At 72.9% G+C, this 14375-nt stretch carries 12 protein-coding genes and 2 pseudogenes; 5 read left to right on the top strand and 9 right to left on the bottom strand.

Going from position 1 to position 14375, the window contains the following annotated elements:
* The first annotated feature begins 31 nt into the window (after positions 1-31).
* Complete coding sequence (locus ACH47Z_RS32445) at positions 32-1183, top strand: erythromycin esterase family protein (RefSeq protein WP_399080105.1); 1152 nt, start codon at positions 32-34, stop codon at positions 1181-1183.
* Positions 1184-1204: 21 nt separating this feature from the next.
* Here the strand turns inward: ACH47Z_RS32445 and ACH47Z_RS32440 are convergent, their stop codons facing one another.
* From ACH47Z_RS32440 to ACH47Z_RS32425, 4 genes are all read right to left on the bottom strand, one after another.
* On the bottom strand, positions 1205-2419 hold the full coding sequence (locus ACH47Z_RS32440) for a lanthionine synthetase LanC family protein (RefSeq protein WP_399080103.1): 1215 nt from the start codon (positions 2417-2419) through the stop codon (positions 1205-1207).
* 228 nt (positions 2420-2647) lie between these two features.
* On the bottom strand, positions 2648-2818 hold the full coding sequence (locus ACH47Z_RS32435) for a hypothetical protein (protein ID WP_399080101.1): 171 nt from the start codon (positions 2816-2818) through the stop codon (positions 2648-2650).
* On the bottom strand, positions 2772-5585 hold the full coding sequence (locus tag ACH47Z_RS32430) for a lantibiotic dehydratase (protein ID WP_399080099.1): 2814 nt from the start codon (positions 5583-5585) through the stop codon (positions 2772-2774). Before ACH47Z_RS32430 ends, ACH47Z_RS32435 begins: the two co-directional genes overlap by 47 nt.
* Position 5586: 1 nt before the next feature.
* A complete protein-coding gene (locus ACH47Z_RS32425; RefSeq protein WP_399080097.1) occupies positions 5587-6471 on the bottom strand; it encodes a thiopeptide-type bacteriocin biosynthesis protein in 885 nt (294 codons plus the stop codon).
* Positions 6472-6822: 351 nt separating this feature from the next.
* Between ACH47Z_RS32425 and ACH47Z_RS32420 the strand changes: the two genes are divergently transcribed.
* Both ACH47Z_RS32420 and ACH47Z_RS32415 read left to right on the top strand, forming a co-directional pair.
* On the top strand, positions 6823-7539 hold the full coding sequence (locus ACH47Z_RS32420) for a DUF2993 domain-containing protein (protein ID WP_399080095.1): 717 nt from the start codon (positions 6823-6825) through the stop codon (positions 7537-7539).
* 66 nt (positions 7540-7605) lie between these two features.
* Complete coding sequence (locus ACH47Z_RS32415) at positions 7606-8295, top strand: class I SAM-dependent methyltransferase (RefSeq protein WP_399080093.1); 690 nt, start codon at positions 7606-7608, stop codon at positions 8293-8295.
* Positions 8296-8429: 134 nt separating this feature from the next.
* Here the strand turns inward: ACH47Z_RS32415 and ACH47Z_RS32410 are convergent.
* The 3 genes and pseudogenes from ACH47Z_RS32410 to ACH47Z_RS32400 form a co-directional block, all read right to left on the bottom strand.
* Positions 8430-9125: pseudogene (locus ACH47Z_RS32410) on the bottom strand (5-methyltetrahydropteroyltriglutamate--homocysteine methyltransferase); the annotation flags it as partial.
* A gap of 170 nt (positions 9126-9295) precedes the next feature.
* Positions 9296-9756 (bottom strand): annotated as a pseudogene (locus ACH47Z_RS32405) (GNAT family N-acetyltransferase).
* Between the two features lie 10 nt (positions 9757-9766).
* On the bottom strand, positions 9767-10609 hold the full coding sequence (locus ACH47Z_RS32400; RefSeq protein ID WP_399080091.1) for an alpha/beta fold hydrolase: 843 nt from the start codon (positions 10607-10609) through the stop codon (positions 9767-9769).
* 221 nt (positions 10610-10830) lie between these two features.
* Here ACH47Z_RS32400 and ACH47Z_RS32395 point away from each other — a divergent pair, with 221 nt between their 5' ends.
* Positions 10831-11526: a hypothetical protein gene (locus ACH47Z_RS32395; RefSeq protein WP_399080089.1), complete on the top strand. Its 696-nt coding sequence runs from the start codon at positions 10831-10833 to the stop codon at positions 11524-11526.
* On the opposite strand, the gene ACH47Z_RS32390 is transcribed toward ACH47Z_RS32395, so the two are convergent.
* Both ACH47Z_RS32390 and ACH47Z_RS32385 read right to left on the bottom strand, forming a co-directional pair.
* Complete coding sequence (locus ACH47Z_RS32390; protein ID WP_399080087.1) at positions 11454-11891, bottom strand: AraC family transcriptional regulator; 438 nt, start codon at positions 11889-11891, stop codon at positions 11454-11456. The genes ACH47Z_RS32395 and ACH47Z_RS32390 overlap by 73 nt on opposite strands.
* A gap of 177 nt (positions 11892-12068) precedes the next feature.
* Complete coding sequence (locus ACH47Z_RS32385; RefSeq protein ID WP_399080085.1) at positions 12069-13277, bottom strand: MFS transporter; 1209 nt, start codon at positions 13275-13277, stop codon at positions 12069-12071.
* Positions 13278-13315: 38 nt separating this feature from the next.
* Between ACH47Z_RS32385 and ACH47Z_RS32380 the strand changes: the two genes are divergently transcribed.
* Positions 13316-13912 carry a CGNR zinc finger domain-containing protein gene (locus tag ACH47Z_RS32380; RefSeq protein WP_399080083.1) on the top strand — a complete coding sequence of 199 codons (597 nt, stop codon included), beginning with the start codon at positions 13316-13318 and terminating at the stop codon, positions 13910-13912.
* The last annotated feature ends 463 nt before the right edge of the window (positions 13913-14375 follow it).

Raw genomic sequence — 14375 nt, 5'->3', positions numbered from 1 at the left:
AACCGATCTTTCAGGGATACGCTTGAGGCTCATGACTCAGGACATCCGAGACTTCATCACCCCCTCGTGCGAGCTCCTGGCGCTGGGCGAGCCGACACACCAGGAGCCCGCCTTCGGCCGGGTCCGCAACCATCTGTTCGCCGAGCTGGTCGAGCGCGGCTTCCGGTCCATCGCCCTCGAGACCGACCGCGTGGCCGCCCTCGCCGTGAACGACTACGTCCAGGAGGGAACCGGCAGCCTGGACACGGTGCTGAGCGACGGCTTCTCCCACGACTTCGGCACACTGGACCCCAACAGGCGGCTGATCACCTGGATGCGGGAGCACAACCGGAACCGGCCGCCGGAGGAACGGCTGGCCTTCCACGGCTTCGACGCCCCGACCGAGAACTACAGCGCACCCAGCCCGCGCACCTACCTCGAACACGCCCGCGCCTATCTGGACCTCGACCTCGACCTCACCGGCCTCGCCGGCGACGACGAACGGTGGAGCCGCGCGGAGGCGGTCCTGGACCCGGCCATGTCACCCGGGGCCACGGCGGAGGCCGACAAGCTGCGCCTGATCGCGGACGACATGCTCACCTCGCTCTACACCCGCGCGCCCGAACTGATCGAGGCCACCTCACGCGAGCGGTGGCTCAGGGCCAGGACCCACCTCACCGCCGGCCTCGGCCTGCTGCGCTACCACCAGGAGTCGGCACGACAACCCCTCGACACCAGCCCCCGGATCACCGCGCTGCTGGCCACCCGGGACGCCCTCATGGCCCAGAACCTGCTGGACATCCGGGAGATCGAGGCGGAGCGGGGCGCCACCCTGGTCTTCGCGCACAACGTCCATCTACAGCGCAACCTGAGCGGCTGGCGCATGGGCGACGTGGGGGCCGACTGGTGGGGCGCCGGTTCTGTCGCGGCGCGCCTGCTCGGCCAGCGGTATCGCTTCGTCGCGGGCAGCCTGGGCCGCAGCGAAGCCATCGGCCTCGGCGATCCCGAACCGGGCACCTACGAGGGTCTGCTCCAGGCCCGCGTCCCCGTATGGGGCCTGACCTCACCCACCACACTCACCCCCGCCCGCACCCGGACCGACACCACCCCGCGGCAGGGCTACTTCCCGCTCGACCAGGCCACGCTCGACACGGCCGACGCGGTCCTGCACATCGGCGACGGCACGGCTGCCGCACGCCCATGACGTTCCTTCAGATGCCGCTGCTCAGCGCAGCCCGAGACAGGGCAGCCAGGTCCGCGAGGCGCCCTGTGCCGCGGTGAGCAGGGCACACAGCGCGCCCGCCGCACCGCCGAGGAGTCCCCTGGTCTCCTGGCCGAGGCCGTGCAGCTCGGACAAGCGCGTCAGCAGGTGGCCGAGCAGGCGGGCCTTCAACTCGGCCGCGGCCGGGAGGCGGGCGTGGTGGTCGAAGGCGTCGGCCACGGCCAGCACGCCCGCCGCGCCGTGGCACAGGGCCAGGAGGTCGGCGGGGCGGTCGCCGAAGAGGTGGAAGCTCTCGTCGTAGTGTTCGGCGAGCGTGGTGAAGGCCCCGGCGGCCCAGGCGGCCGCCTCCCGGTCGCCCAGCGCGTCCGCCGCGTCCCACAGCGCCCAGGACACGCCCGGCGTGCCGTAGCACCAGGCCTGGCGGGCGCGGGGCTCGGTGGGCGGCGGTCCCTCGAGCCCGGCACCGTCCCAGGTGCGGATGGAGCGGGCGTCGTCGTAGGACTGCCGCATCAGCCATCGGGTGGCGTGGCGGAGGGCGCGGGTCAGGTCGGGGCGCGGTCCCAGGTGGCGGACGGCGGCGGTGAGCGCGGCGACGACCCCGGCCGTGCCGTGCCCCATGCCGGTGTTGATCCGTCCGTCCAACCAGTCCAGATGCGGATGTCCGGCATAGCCCGCCGTCCGCAGTCGTGGCAGGTCGTCCGCGTCGCACAGTCCTGCCAGATGGTCGGCGAACGGCTCGAGTTCGGCCGGTTCCGGCCGGGCTCCGGCGCACAGCGCGAGCAGTATGCCGGAGGGTCCGACGATCAAGTCGTAGTCGGGGAAGGAGACATGGTCGCGCCGCCGGCCCCGGGTCGGCGCGGTGCGGACGAGCTGGTCGCGCAACCGGTCGGCAACCGGGTGCAGTGGGGGGTGCAGCCGGGCGCCGAGGCGCAGGCCCACGAGGGTTCCGGCCAGTCCGCCGTCGTACAGGCCGAAATGGCCTGGCCCCTGCCCGGCAGTGCGGGCCCACACGGCCACCGCGCGGGCCGCCGTCCCGCCGCTGCCCCGCTCCCCCACGTCGTGCAACAGGGCCGCCAGGACGGGGATTCCGGGATCGGACGGATGCTCGGCAGGTGCGGCACCGTCGCCCGGACCGGCGGCCCAGGCGGCCAGGAGCCGGCCGGCGAGTGCCGTGACGGCGGTGCCGGTGTACGGGGCGTGGTGGGTGCCCTGCGACATGGCATCTCCTCGGGAGGTGCGGAGTTACGACTCTCGAGCGCGCCCGGAGCCACGGCCCGAGAGCCGACCGGCGCCCCGCCCGGGTGGGATCGGAAGGGGCCGGGCGGGACGCCGGTACCGCGGTCTCACGCCACGATCGCTCGCGGCATGAGACCATCTCGGGCAGGCCTCGGGGCACCCTTGCCGCGCCCTGAGGCCGTCACTCGGGAGAGGTGTGCTGGCGGGCCGTCAGCAGACGAAGCCGCTGCAGATCACCACCGTGTCGCAGACGATGACCGTGCAGACACCGCTACAGCCATTGCTGCTGGCCTCCGCCGTCGGCAGGGTGCTCTCGGTGATCCGGGCGTCCAGGTCACCGATGAGGGTGTCGAGGTCGGAGAGTTCCATGGTCGTGGGCATTGCTGTCCTCCTTCAGGACGGGATGGGTGTTGGCCGCCCCGGAGACGGTCCGCCCGCCGGGGGCGAGCACTCCGGGGAGATCTGATGTGCCGCGCAGTGCGGTGGCGGCGAGTGCCGCGAGTTCTCCGGCGCTGCGGTCGTAGGGAAGTCTCAGCAGCAGTTGGGCGGCCACGGCCGCGCCCCCGTGCAGAGGGTCGTGGAGCAGCAGTTGGCCGGGCGCGGGGAGCATCTCCTCGACCAGGAGTTCCGGTCCGGGCTGGTGCGCGCCGATCCGGTCCAGCAGATGCAGGGCGGTCAGCGCCTCGAAGTCGACCGGTACCGGTTTCGCCTGCGGTACGGCGCGTACGAACGCGAAGCGGGGCAGGCCGGCCGAGTGCCTGAGGGCGGCGAGGGCGCGCACCTTGTCCAGGTCACTGTCGCCGGGCCGCCACAGACGGGCTCGTGGCACCCGCCACAGGGCCGGGCTGACGACCAGCTCCCCGCCGACGGTCACCCGGGGCAGTCGTTCGGCGCCGGGAAACGCCTCGGCCAGGCTGTCCAGCCGGATCACCCGCGAGGCGGCGGGGTGGCCGGCTGCCATCAGCAGTCGTACCAGGACGTCGTAGGGAGGCAGAGGCGAACGGGTGGCGTGATGCACAGGCAGGATGCGCCGCCCGTCGGCCTCGGCGATCACCTGCGGGCCGGCGCGGTGGAGCGTGATCCGGTCCAGCGGCAGATAGCGGGCGGCCGAACCGGCCGGTCCCTGGTACGGCGCCGGGTCCGGATCGCCGGTCCACCACCCGGTGACGACGGGACGTCGTACGGCGTTGGCGGCACGCTCGGCCAGCGGGGGCACCAGCAGCTCGACGAACCGCGCGCCCGTCAGCCGCTCCACACCGGCGAGGAAGGCCCGGTAGCCGCTCGGGCTCCCGTAGCCGCCGTACAGGGTGTGCAGCGCGTCGGCGAACCGGGCGTCCAGAATGCCCGCGGGTGAGGCCGTCTCCAGCACCGCGACCGGACCGGGGCGTGGCAGCGGACGTAACAGGCAGTCCAGGGGCCAGGGCGGCAGCGCCGTGCCGGCCGGTGGCGCACCGAGGGCGTCCAGCAGGACGTCGTCCAGGTCGACCTGTTCCTCGCCGTTGTGGGCGGCCAGGTGGGCCAGCAGCCGGGCGTAGCCGGAGCCTTCGGTCTCGGCGGGGTGCCAGCCGGTGTACCGGCGCATGGTCTGCGGCGGGGGTGGCGGGCAGGCGCCGTCCGGCAGATTGCGGGCGAGGATCTCGCCGAGGGGCCGCGGCCGTTCGTCGAGCGCGGCCAGTTCCGGGGGCAGGGGGCCGGCATTCGGGGCGGGGAACCGGTCCGCGTCCCGCAGCCAGGCCACACGGGCGGCGATCCGCAGCCCGCGCTGCGCGCGCTCGACCGCCTCTGCGGGGACCGCGGCCGAGACGGTGCGGTACGAGTCGATGAACCAGGCGTCGGCATCGCCGACGGGCGCGGACGCGGGACCGGCGGGTCGGGCGGATGGGGCGGTCGGGGCCTCGCTCATCGATGCGGCGTCGGCGGCGGGCGGGCAGGCACGGCGGACGGTCTCGTGGTCGGCGGCCGGTGTGGGGACCGGACGAGGGAGGGCGTCGCGCTCGCGCACCCGCTCCGCGGGGGCCCATGCCGTGCTGCGGCGGCGTGGGGCCGCGCAGACCTGGAGTACGCCGAGTTCGACCAGGTGGGCGAGGAAGCCGCGCAGCACGGCGGGGCCGGGGTCGGCCGCCCGGATCGCCGCCGTGCCGAGCAGGGCCGCCTCGACATCTCCCAACTGGCGTGGCCCCTCAGCCAGTTGGGCGAGTACGGCGTCCAGCGGCCGGGTGCGCCGGAGGACGACCTGGCGCATCCTGCCGTGCTCGCACGGGTCGATCACCCAGCAGCGCACCACCCCGGTGCCGGTGTCCGTGCCGATGCCTGCCGGGTCGAGGAAGTGCAGCGGCGCGGGGGCGAGGACGGTCGCGGGGCCGGCTGCCCTGAGGTCCAGGGTGCCGAGCCGGCCACGCAGCAGATGGACGTTCTCCACGGCCTCGGCGGCCAGCGCGCCGAGCGCCGTCCCGGGCGGGATGAGCGGTGGCGCGGGGCCGTCGCCGGTTTCGCCACCCGCGGCCGCCGTGGCGACCGGCAGCGGGACGACCTGGCCGGCCCATCCGCGCGGGGTCGTCTTCGCCGCGGCCCGTCCCAGGGCCCGCCACAGGTATGCCCCGCGTTTGCGCAGCCGCTGCCCGTTCCAGGACTCGCCCTCGGCCAGCCGCCGGACGATGTCCGCGGACACCCCCGGCGCCGCCTCGCGGAGGAACGCCCGCATGACCGGGGTGGCACCCACCAGCGACCAGCCCAGCTCCCCCACCCGCACGCGATCGGCGGTCACCGTCCGCTCCAGCTCGCGCAGGATCTCGTCGGCCGTCTCGGTGTCCCGGCGCAGCCGGGCGGCGTCCCGCGCGAGGTCCCGGGCGGCGGGTAAGCCCTCCAGCAGCCGGCAGTCCGCCGGGCGCGGTGCGGCGCCGGAGTGCAGCCGTCGGCGCAGGGCGAGTACGGCGCGCCGGTCGGCGGCGGTCAGTTCGGGGTGGGGTACGACGGTGACGCCGAGCCCTTCGGCCAGTGCGCGGGCGCGTTCAGCGCGTCGTTCGCCGGCGCGGGCGTGCTCGGTGAGGCGGGCGAACAAGTCCGGGCTGCCCGCCGCCGCCCAGGCCGCCAAGGGCATCCCGGCCACTCTCAGCAGTGCGGTGCCGCCCAGCATCAGGTCCTCGCTCATGTCAGCACCTCCCGTCGCCGGCGAGGGCGTGCGTCAGCAGGCTCTGCCGGGCGAGGGACAGTCGTCCGCGGTTCCAGTGAAAGATCACGTAGTAGGCCGCGGCGCGGCGAGGGCCGACGGTCGCGTCACCGGACTCGAAGTACCCGGTGCGCCAGCGCTCGGCACCCCGGCGCACCGCGTCCGCGTGGGCCTCGACCGCTGCGCGGCGCTTGTCGGGTAGGGGGTCCAGCAGCGCGCGGGGGCCGGTGCGCCACGCGTCCAGGATTCCGGCCGCGGCGCGGCGGGTGTCTCCGTCCAGCCCGGTGCCCAGCCTGCGCCCGGTGTCGTCGCGCACCACCTCCCACACCCCTCGGTGCTCCCAGCCGACGACACCGAGCCCGCCCAGGAGTTCACCGAGCAGCACCAGGGACAACCGCCAGTCCGCGAGCGCTGCTTGACCGTCGTCGGTGTGGTGGTCGAGCCAGGCGAGGGAGTCCACCGTGAACAGCTCGTGCACGAGCCGCATCGACCGCGGGCCGCCGAAGAGATATGTCTCCGGCTCGTACACCCCGAAGACGGGCGGAGCGGCCTGCCCGTCGAGTTCGCGCAGTCGGCGCGCCAACACTGCTCGCAGGAGGCTGTGTTCGGGTTTGCGGGCCTCGAACCGGACGCGCAAGCCTGGCGGTTTGTGCATGAAGAAGAAGGAATCCACCGTGCCCGAGGCGATCAGGTCGCGGGCCGTGTCGGCGAGGAAGCGGTACGTCCGGTGCCAGGCCGAGGGGCGGGGTGCGAGATTGACCTGAACCCAGCCCGACTCCGGCACCCCCACGCGCACCGCTGACAGGCCCGCCGTCAGAAAGGCACGGCGGGCTGCCGCGTAGGCGGGCCCCTCGGGGACGACAGGCACCGTACCCAGGGAAATGTCACGCGCATCCCGGAGACAATCGGCCAGCAAGTGTTCGACCTCCACCTTCGTCCTTCCTCTGGTGACCCGCTCCTGTCCTGGGAATTCCGCAATTACTCCCACGCGAAAAACGGACGGGAATTCTTCATATGATCAACGGGGTTACGCCCGGTGCACGGGAAGCGCATGGCGCGCCGAAGGCGCACTCCGCGCGCCACATCGGGTGCATGGGGAGCCATGCGGTTGTCCACAGACCGTTATCCACAGGCCTGTTGTCCGAGCCGCGGACCGTGCATGATCGGTTCTGGCACTGATCATGTGCGGCACGAGGCCGAGACAACGGGTGGGGTCGGTATGCAACGTCGATGGGTCAAAGTCCTGGCGATCACTGTCGTCGTGCTGGCCGTGCTCTTAACGGTCGCCGACCGGGTGGCCGTGCACTTCGCGAACAAGGAGGCCGCGCGCCTCGTCAAGGAGAAGTACGGCTACGCCAACACCACCGACAGCCACGTGGACGTGTCGATCGAGGGCTTCCCGTTCCTGACGCAGGCGTTCAGTGAGAGCTTCGGCCATGTCAAGCTCACGGCAGGGCAGTTCACCATCGACACAACCTCCAACACCCAGGGCGGCTATCTGCACATCAAGCGGTTCCGGCTCGACCTGCACGACGTGACCGTGACATCACTGACGGCCAGCAGCGCCGAGGCGAACCTCGCCACCGGCACACTGACACTGTCGTACGACGAACTGTCCGACGTGGTGACGCGGTTGGCCGGCACCGGCGGACCCATACGTGTGTCCCAGGCTCCGGGCTCGTCGGAGCAGGCGGCGAAGGTCAGGATCACGGGCACGGCCGGCGGAAGGGGCGTGGACGGCACGGGCACGCTCCTCGCCCAGGGAAACGAGCTCGCCCTGACCATTCCCGGAACCGCCCAGCAGAGCGCGCCGGCATGGCGTGTCGTGCTCCCGGACGGCGTCGGCTTCACCGCGGCACGCTCGACCTCGGACGGCGTCGAGATCAGCATGGTCGGCCACCAGGTCACTCTGGGCAGATCACGCTTCCAGAGATGAGCACCACGCTCGGCCCCCTCCGGACACCGACTCCGTGCCGACTCGCCGATCGGAGAGGAGACACCTGTGACGCCCCACTCCGCAGAGGAACAGGCGTGGACCGTCTACGGCCAACGCCAACTGGACCGCGGTTACTCGCCACCCGTCCCGGAGCGCATCGACTGGGGCTTCTGGCCGGGCGTGGGCCCGGGCGCGGAGCTCCTCGGGGACATCCGGGGCAAGCGGGTGCTGGACATCGGTTCGGGTCCCGGCCACCACGCCGTCCATCTGGCCCGCGCCTGCGGTGCGCTCGTGGACGGTGTCGACCTGTCCCCCACCCAGCACCGGCGCGCACTGAACGATCACGGCGCCGAGCCTGGTGTCCGTTTCCTGTGCGCGGACGTCACCGAGCATCTCTGCCGTACCCGGCAGCCGTACGAGGCCGCGTACGCCCTGCGCACCTTCGGCTGCGCCGATCCGCATCACCTGCTGCCGGCGCTGCGCGACGGACTGGTGCGGGGCGCGCCGCTGGTCTTCTCGGCCCTGCACACCGACGCCGACGGACAGGGGCCATCCCGTGCGGTGGTCTCGCGTCAGGGCTTCATCCGGCTGCGTGACGAGGAGCCCATCGCGGTGCGGACGTGGGTGCTGTCCCCGGAACTGTGGGAGGAACTGCTGGTTGCCCACGGCTTCGACGTGGAGGCGTCCGAACTCCTCGCCGCCCCTGACGCGGACAACCCGGTGATCGTCCAGCTGGTCCAGGCCCGGCGTCGCTGAGAGGCCCGGCCGCCGACGGATCGCAGGGACGGCCGTGCACGCCGGTGACACACCGACCCGCACGGCCGTGCTGACCTCACTGCCCCGCGGCCGCCGTCATCCGGGCCCGTCGTCGAGGCAGAGAGATGGATTGTCTAGCCGTGGCCTCCGAGGGCCCTTGCGGCGAGTGCGGTTCCCTCGACGCGGGCGCGGATCTTGGCGAACACGGTGTCGCGTGATGTGGAGGTGTCGTCGGCGAAGGGGGCGAAACCCGCGTCGTCGCAGGTGCCCAGCTGGTCGACCGGGATGTGCCTGGCGGCCCGCAGTACCCGGTCGCGCACCTTTTCGGCGGTCTCGACGCGCGGGTCGTTCGGGTCGGTCACGCCGAGGAAGACCCTGATGCCGGGGCGGAGTTGGTCGGCGATGGCTCTCAGGACGCGGTCCGGGTCGGCCTCGCCGGCCGGCTGGAGGTAGACGTTGCCCGCCGTGAGCCGGAAGAGCCGGGGCAGCAGCTCGAGGTAGTCGACGTCGAGGCTGTGCGTGGAGTCATGGTCGGCGCCGGGCCCGCTGTAGACCCCGATCCGGGTCCGCTCGCTCTCGGAGAAGCGGGCCAGCACCTGGTTGTTCAGGTCGACGAAGCTGTCCAGCAGCCCTCCGCCGGGGTCGAGCTCGAGGGAGAGGCGGGCCTCGTCGAAGTCGGGTTGGACGACATGCGCGCCCGCGTCCAGACAGGCGCGGATCTCCACCTCCGACTCGTCGGCCAGCTGGTGGAGGAACTCCTCACGCGGGTACCCCACGATGCCGCTGTGCGGGTAGAGCAGGCTCAGCGCCGACGGCGCGACGACGGCCTGCGGGCAGCTGTCGTGCGTGCCCAGGGCATGACCACCGCATCACGTTGACCTCGGCAGTCGGCGTGCGCCCGGAACCGGGCAGGCAGTGCGGTACTCCGACTGACCGAACGGCCCACTCACCTCCGGGGCGACGACGCCGTGGCCATCATGGTCGTGCGCGCGCACAGCCGCTACGCCGACACGCCCTGACCGGCCGGAGCCGGCTCGCGCACCATGTACATGTCCACCGCGTCCGCGGACTCGACCGTGAAACCGTGCCGCTCGTACAGCTCCCGGGCCCGGCTCCCCCGCAGCATGTTCAGCCGGACGACGGCACGGTCACGGTCGCAGCGCTCCAGCAGCATCCTCAGCACGGCCGAGCCGATGCCTCTGCCCTGGAGGTCCGGGTCCAGGTAGAAGTGCTCCAGCCACCGGGCGTCCGGCGCCGGCCGCAGCGCCACGCACCCCGCCGGCGGCCACCTCGATCACCCAGGTGTGTGGGGGGGGAGAACCCGTCGCGCAGCCGCTGCCGTACGCGGTGCTCGTCGTAGCGGCCCAGGCGCTCCAGATCCGCCCTCAGCACCACGGCACGCAGCTCGGCCACCGCCTCGACGTCCGCCGCTGACGCCCGCCGTATCTCCCAGTCCGTCACGGTGGCGATGCTAGCGGCCGCCCAGGAAGGCCATGACGGCAGACCGGAACCGCTCCGCGTCGTCCAGCCACGGGAAGTGCCCGGCTCCGGGCTGTACGACGAGTTCGGCGCGCGGGAACAGTGCGGCGAAGTCGGCCACCGCGGGCGGCGGGGCGCCCGGGTCGACCTCCCCGGCGAGCAGCAGTACGGGTGCCTCGAAGCGGGCGAGTGCCGCGCGGGTGGTGTCGGGGTCGAAGGCGCCCTGCGCACCGAAGGCCGCCACGATCTCCCGGTTCAGCTGCTCGTTCTCGGCGGCCTTGTGCGCCCGGGCCGTCTCGTCCCAGCGGCCGTAGGAGAAGGGCGCGATGGCCTGGAAGTTCTCGGCCGTGGCGGCGCCCGTGCCGATGGCCTCCAGGGCTGCGAAGGCCGCCGGGAACCAGGGTTCGTCCCGGCGGGGCCGTACGGTCTCGCGCCGTAGCTCGTCGCTGATCGGCAGACCGACGGCCCGGACGCTCGGGGTGACGAGCGCGAGGCTGCCGATGCGTTCGGGGTGGCGGTCCAGGTACTGAACGGCGATGTTCGCGCCGGCGCTGTGTGCGAGCAGGTCCATCCGGTCCAGTCCCAGGTGGGCGCGCAGGGCTTCCACGTCGGCGACGAGGCGGTCGCACCGGCAGGAGGCCATGTCCCGGGGCGTCGCGGACCGGCCGGTGCCCCGCAGGTCCAGCCGGATCAGTGTGCGGTGTGCCGGCAGTCCGCCCAGGTCACCGAGGTAGGTCGACTGCTGGGGACCGCCGGGCAGGCACACCAGGGGCTCGCCGTCGCCGGAGACACGGTAGGCCAGCTCGGTGCCGTCGTAGGAGGTGAAGGATCCCATGACAGGCATGGTGCACCGCCGGACGGGAGCGGCACGACACATATACGACCCCTGCCGCACATCTTGCCAGCGGGCAACGCACAGGCTTCACTCAGCAGAAAACAGGCTGACCCACCCGTATCATCCCTGTGTTGTGCAGCCTCGTGGCACAACTCCCGCTCCCGGCCTGTCGTCATCGGTCTCGAGGGAGCGGCACATCGCCGTCGCACACGGAGGAACAGATGTCTGAAAGCACCGCACCCGTCACCGAGTTGACCTCGCAGTACGTCAGCCAGGTGTCCAACGACCTCGAACACAACGTCAAGGAGCAGGAACGCATCACGGGCGAAATCGCCGCTCTGCAGGAGCAGTTGGCCGCTCTGCAGCACGATCACGGTGTGCTGGTGAGCATGCGGCAGGCGCTCGGTTTCCCGGCCCCGGCCGGCACGCCTGCCACCACCGACGGCGCCGTGGTGCCCGCCCCGCGCAAGAAGTCCACCACCGCGACCGGCGCGGCCAGGGCGCCGAAGAAGGCGAGCGCGCAGGAGCCCGAGGCCAAGGAGCAGCCGGCCAAGCAGCAGCCGGCCAAGCAGCCCGCGGCGAAGAAGGCCGTGGCAAAGAAGGCCGTGGCAAAGAAGGCAGCAGCGAAGAAGGCGGCCCCGCAGACGGCTGAGCCCACGCTCGTCGAACTCGTCCGGCGCCACCTCGCGGACCAGAAGGAGCCCCGTTCCGCGGCCGAGGTCTCCGAGGCGCTCACCAAGGCACTTCCCGACCGGGCGATCCAGACCAAGGTCATCCGCACCACGCTGGAGAACCTCGTGGCCCGGAACGGCGCCCAGCGCACCAAGCAGGGCACGTCCGTCTTCTACACCCTGGCCGCTGCCGCGGAACCCGCTGCGGCGAGCGAGGCGGAGTCCGGGTCCGACGCCTCCGCGTAGGCCGTGGCCGCGGCGCCGGCCGGGCGGCGAAGAGGTGTCTCCGGCCGGTCGTGGCGGGCGTCGGCGCGTGTCGCCGTGTCCCGGGCGCAGTCCGGTGCGGCGGTGCCGTGCTCCGGGTGCGGGGCCGGCACACACGTGCGCAACCGGCGCCACTCGCGGGGCGAATGACCGTACGCCCCGCGGAACACCCGTCTGAAGTGGTCGGGGTTGACGAAACACCAGCGCTGGGCCACCGCTGCCACGGTGGGCACCCTGGCACCGCCGCGTACCAGTTCCCGGGCGGTTCGGGGTCGCCGAAGGACAGCAGCACCGCCGAGGGGCCGTACTCCAGCGTCCGTTCGATCACGCCGGCATCGATCGCCCATGCCAGGAAGCCCACGCCCCAGGCTTGCCCGCGCCTTCGGAGGCCAGGACGGGCACTTCGCGGGCCACCCGGTCCAGATCGCCGAACGCACCGCCCAGCAGTCCGAGCCCGCCACCGCGCGAGACCGCCCCGGCCAGGGCGCGCCACGGGAGGGTGAACGGGCGACGGCAGCTTCGGGTCAGCTCACCGCCACATGCCCCTTCTTGGAAGGCTCGCGGTTGGTCAACGCCGTGACGACGAAGAACGCCGGCGCCGCGAGAGCCGCCAGCCCCGCCGCCACGGTCAGCGTTCCGGACAGGGACCGGGTCGCGAGCGGCCCGGCGAGCGCCGCCCCTGCCGCGAACCCGGTGATCTTCAGGCTGGCGCCGGTGGTGAAGATCTGGCCGCGCAGCCGCTCCGGAGCCTCCCGGTGGCGTACCGCGAACAGGGCGGTCAGCTGGGGCCCTTCACCGAGTCCGGCCAGCAGCAGGGCCAGGACGAGCACGGCCGGCCGGCCCGGCGCCGCGAGGGCCAGGGCGCCGGCCTGGAGCAGGGCGGCGGCCCAGATGATCGTGTCCGGGGCGAGGACGTACGGAAACCGCGCCAGTACGGCGTTGGCGGTGAGCGCGGAGACCGCCGCGCAGGAGAGCAGCACCGCGCCGCGGCCTGCGCCGCCGAGGACATGCTCGCCCAGCACGGGGGCGCAGGCCGTCAGCATGCCCTGAGCGGCGCAGCACAGGACCGAGGCCAGCGTCGCCCGGGCCAGCCGGGGCCTTGCGACGATGACCCGCAGTCCGGCGGCCAGGTCGCCGGCCAGCGAACCGCGCCGTGGGTCCCGCTCCCAGACCGGACGTACAGGCAGTGTCCACGCGGCGGGCGCCGCCGAGGCGATGAGCGCCACGGCGACCGCGACAGCCGTAGACGCGCCCAGCGCCTCGGCGAGGCCGCCGGCGAGGACCGGGCCGGCGAGGCTCGCCAGGCCGAAGGTCATGGCGTCGAGCGCCTTCGCCCGGGGCAGCCGGTCGTCCGGCGCCACCCGGGGCAGCTGGCCCGTCCAGCCGCCCGACAGGGCCGGCCCCAGCAGTCCCGTCGGCACCGCGATCAGCACGGTGACGGCGAAGGGAAGCCGGCCGAGGCCCACGAGGATCGCGGTCAGCCCGGTCGCGTACAGCACGAGCGCTCCCGCCAGCAGCCGCCCCGGCCGTCGCTGTCGGTCGAGTACGGCCCCGAGCACCGGGCCGCCCACCGCGGATGCCGCCGTGATGGCCGCGAGCAGCGCCGACGCCTGACCGGCCGAACCGGCGAGGGCGAAACCCGCCAGCATCAGCGCCGGTCCCGCCATCTCGTCCCCGGCGCGGGCCGCCGTCGCCCCTGCGAAATAGGAGACCAATGAGTAACGCTTTATCACGCATGGGACGTTACGCAAGTAACTCAAACCTCAGCAATATGCGTTACATTGCACGGGTGTCCCTCAGCAACGGCAGCACTGACGCCCAGGCCGACTGGTCCACCCGGCACTCCGTGCTGACCATGGCCCGCCGCACCGCCGCCCTCGTCAACGCGCTCTCCGGGGACCGCCCCGACCCGGGCGAAGTCGCCGAGGTGCTGCGCGCTTACGGCGAGACGGGTTCCGTGGACCTCACCTCCGCCGACCTCACGCGGATGCGCGCCGCGGCCGCCCTGCTGCGGGAGGTGTTCGCCGCCGGGTACGCCGACGAGGCCGCCGCAGCCCTCAACCGCCTGCTGCACGCACACACCGGGCCACTCCGTCTGACCTCACACGGCGGCACCACTCCCTGGCATCCCCATCTCGACCGCGACGACGACTCCCCCTGGGACGAGTGGTTCCTCGCCTCGTCCTGTCTGGCGCTGACCGTCCTCGTCTGGGACCGTCAGCTGCCGCCAGGCAAGGTCTGCGCGTCGGCCGCCTGCGGCAACGTCTTCATCACCCGGGGTCCCGGCCCGGAACGCCGCTACTGCTCCCGCCGTTGCGCCACCCGGGAGCGGGTCGCGGCCCACCGCCGCGCCCGCTCCGCCGAGTGACCGGGAGCCGGTTCCACACGGCAGGGCACGGGTGAGCCACACCAACGCGCCGCGATCCCTGCTGGTCGTCGAACGGCGTGCGGAAGCGGACGTCATCGGGTGTTGCGGCCTCACCGTCGGCCGTACCGGCCTCGACGAGCCCCAGATCGCCTACGACTTGTTCCGCCGTGCCCACGGGCAGGGATATGGGCGACGAGCGCGCGATGCGCCTCGGCGTCGGACATCGTCCACAGGCGCAGGCTGAGCCGGGACGTCTCGAGGTGGAGCGGTATGGCCCGACAGGCGGGCATGAGCGCAGCCTGACGGCGAGGCGGCCTGCCGCATCGGGCACCGAAGCAGCCATCCGCGGCAAGGCACGGATGACACGAGTGCGGACCCCTTCCAGGGGGGACGGCGGTTCCTGCGCGGGCCGACCGCGGCCGCCGTGCCGTCACGCCAGGTCCGGTGGTCTTCCCCTGTTTCC

The organism is Streptomyces sp. NPDC020192 (assembly GCF_044388685.1).
Taxonomy (GTDB): domain Bacteria; phylum Actinomycetota; class Actinomycetes; order Streptomycetales; family Streptomycetaceae; genus Streptomyces.
Note: the sequence above shows the minus strand (reverse complement) of the source record. Positions and strands in the feature narration are given on the sequence as shown.

Coding starts and splice junctions, on each gene's coding strand:
- ACH47Z_RS32420 (WP_399080095.1), top strand. CDS start 6,823: ATGCAACGTCGATGGGTCAAAGTCCTGGCGATCACTGTCGTCGTGCTG.
- ACH47Z_RS32400 (WP_399080091.1), bottom strand. CDS start 10,609: ATGGGATCCTTCACCTCCTACGACGGCACCGAGCTGGCCTACCGTGTC.
- ACH47Z_RS32395 (WP_399080089.1), top strand. CDS start 10,831: ATGTCTGAAAGCACCGCACCCGTCACCGAGTTGACCTCGCAGTACGTC.
- ACH47Z_RS32445 (WP_399080105.1), top strand. CDS start 32: ATGACTCAGGACATCCGAGACTTCATCACCCCCTCGTGCGAGCTCCTG.
- ACH47Z_RS32380 (WP_399080083.1), top strand. CDS start 13,316: ATGCGTTACATTGCACGGGTGTCCCTCAGCAACGGCAGCACTGACGCC.
- ACH47Z_RS32435 (WP_399080101.1), bottom strand. CDS start 2,818: ATGCCCACGACCATGGAACTCTCCGACCTCGACACCCTCATCGGTGAC.
- ACH47Z_RS32430 (WP_399080099.1), bottom strand. CDS start 5,585: ATGAGCGAGGACCTGATGCTGGGCGGCACCGCACTGCTGAGAGTGGCC.
- ACH47Z_RS32390 (WP_399080087.1), bottom strand. CDS start 11,891: ATGGGCGATCGATGCCGGCGTGATCGAACGGACGCTGGAGTACGGCCC.
- ACH47Z_RS32440 (WP_399080103.1), bottom strand. CDS start 2,419: ATGTCGCAGGGCACCCACCACGCCCCGTACACCGGCACCGCCGTCACG.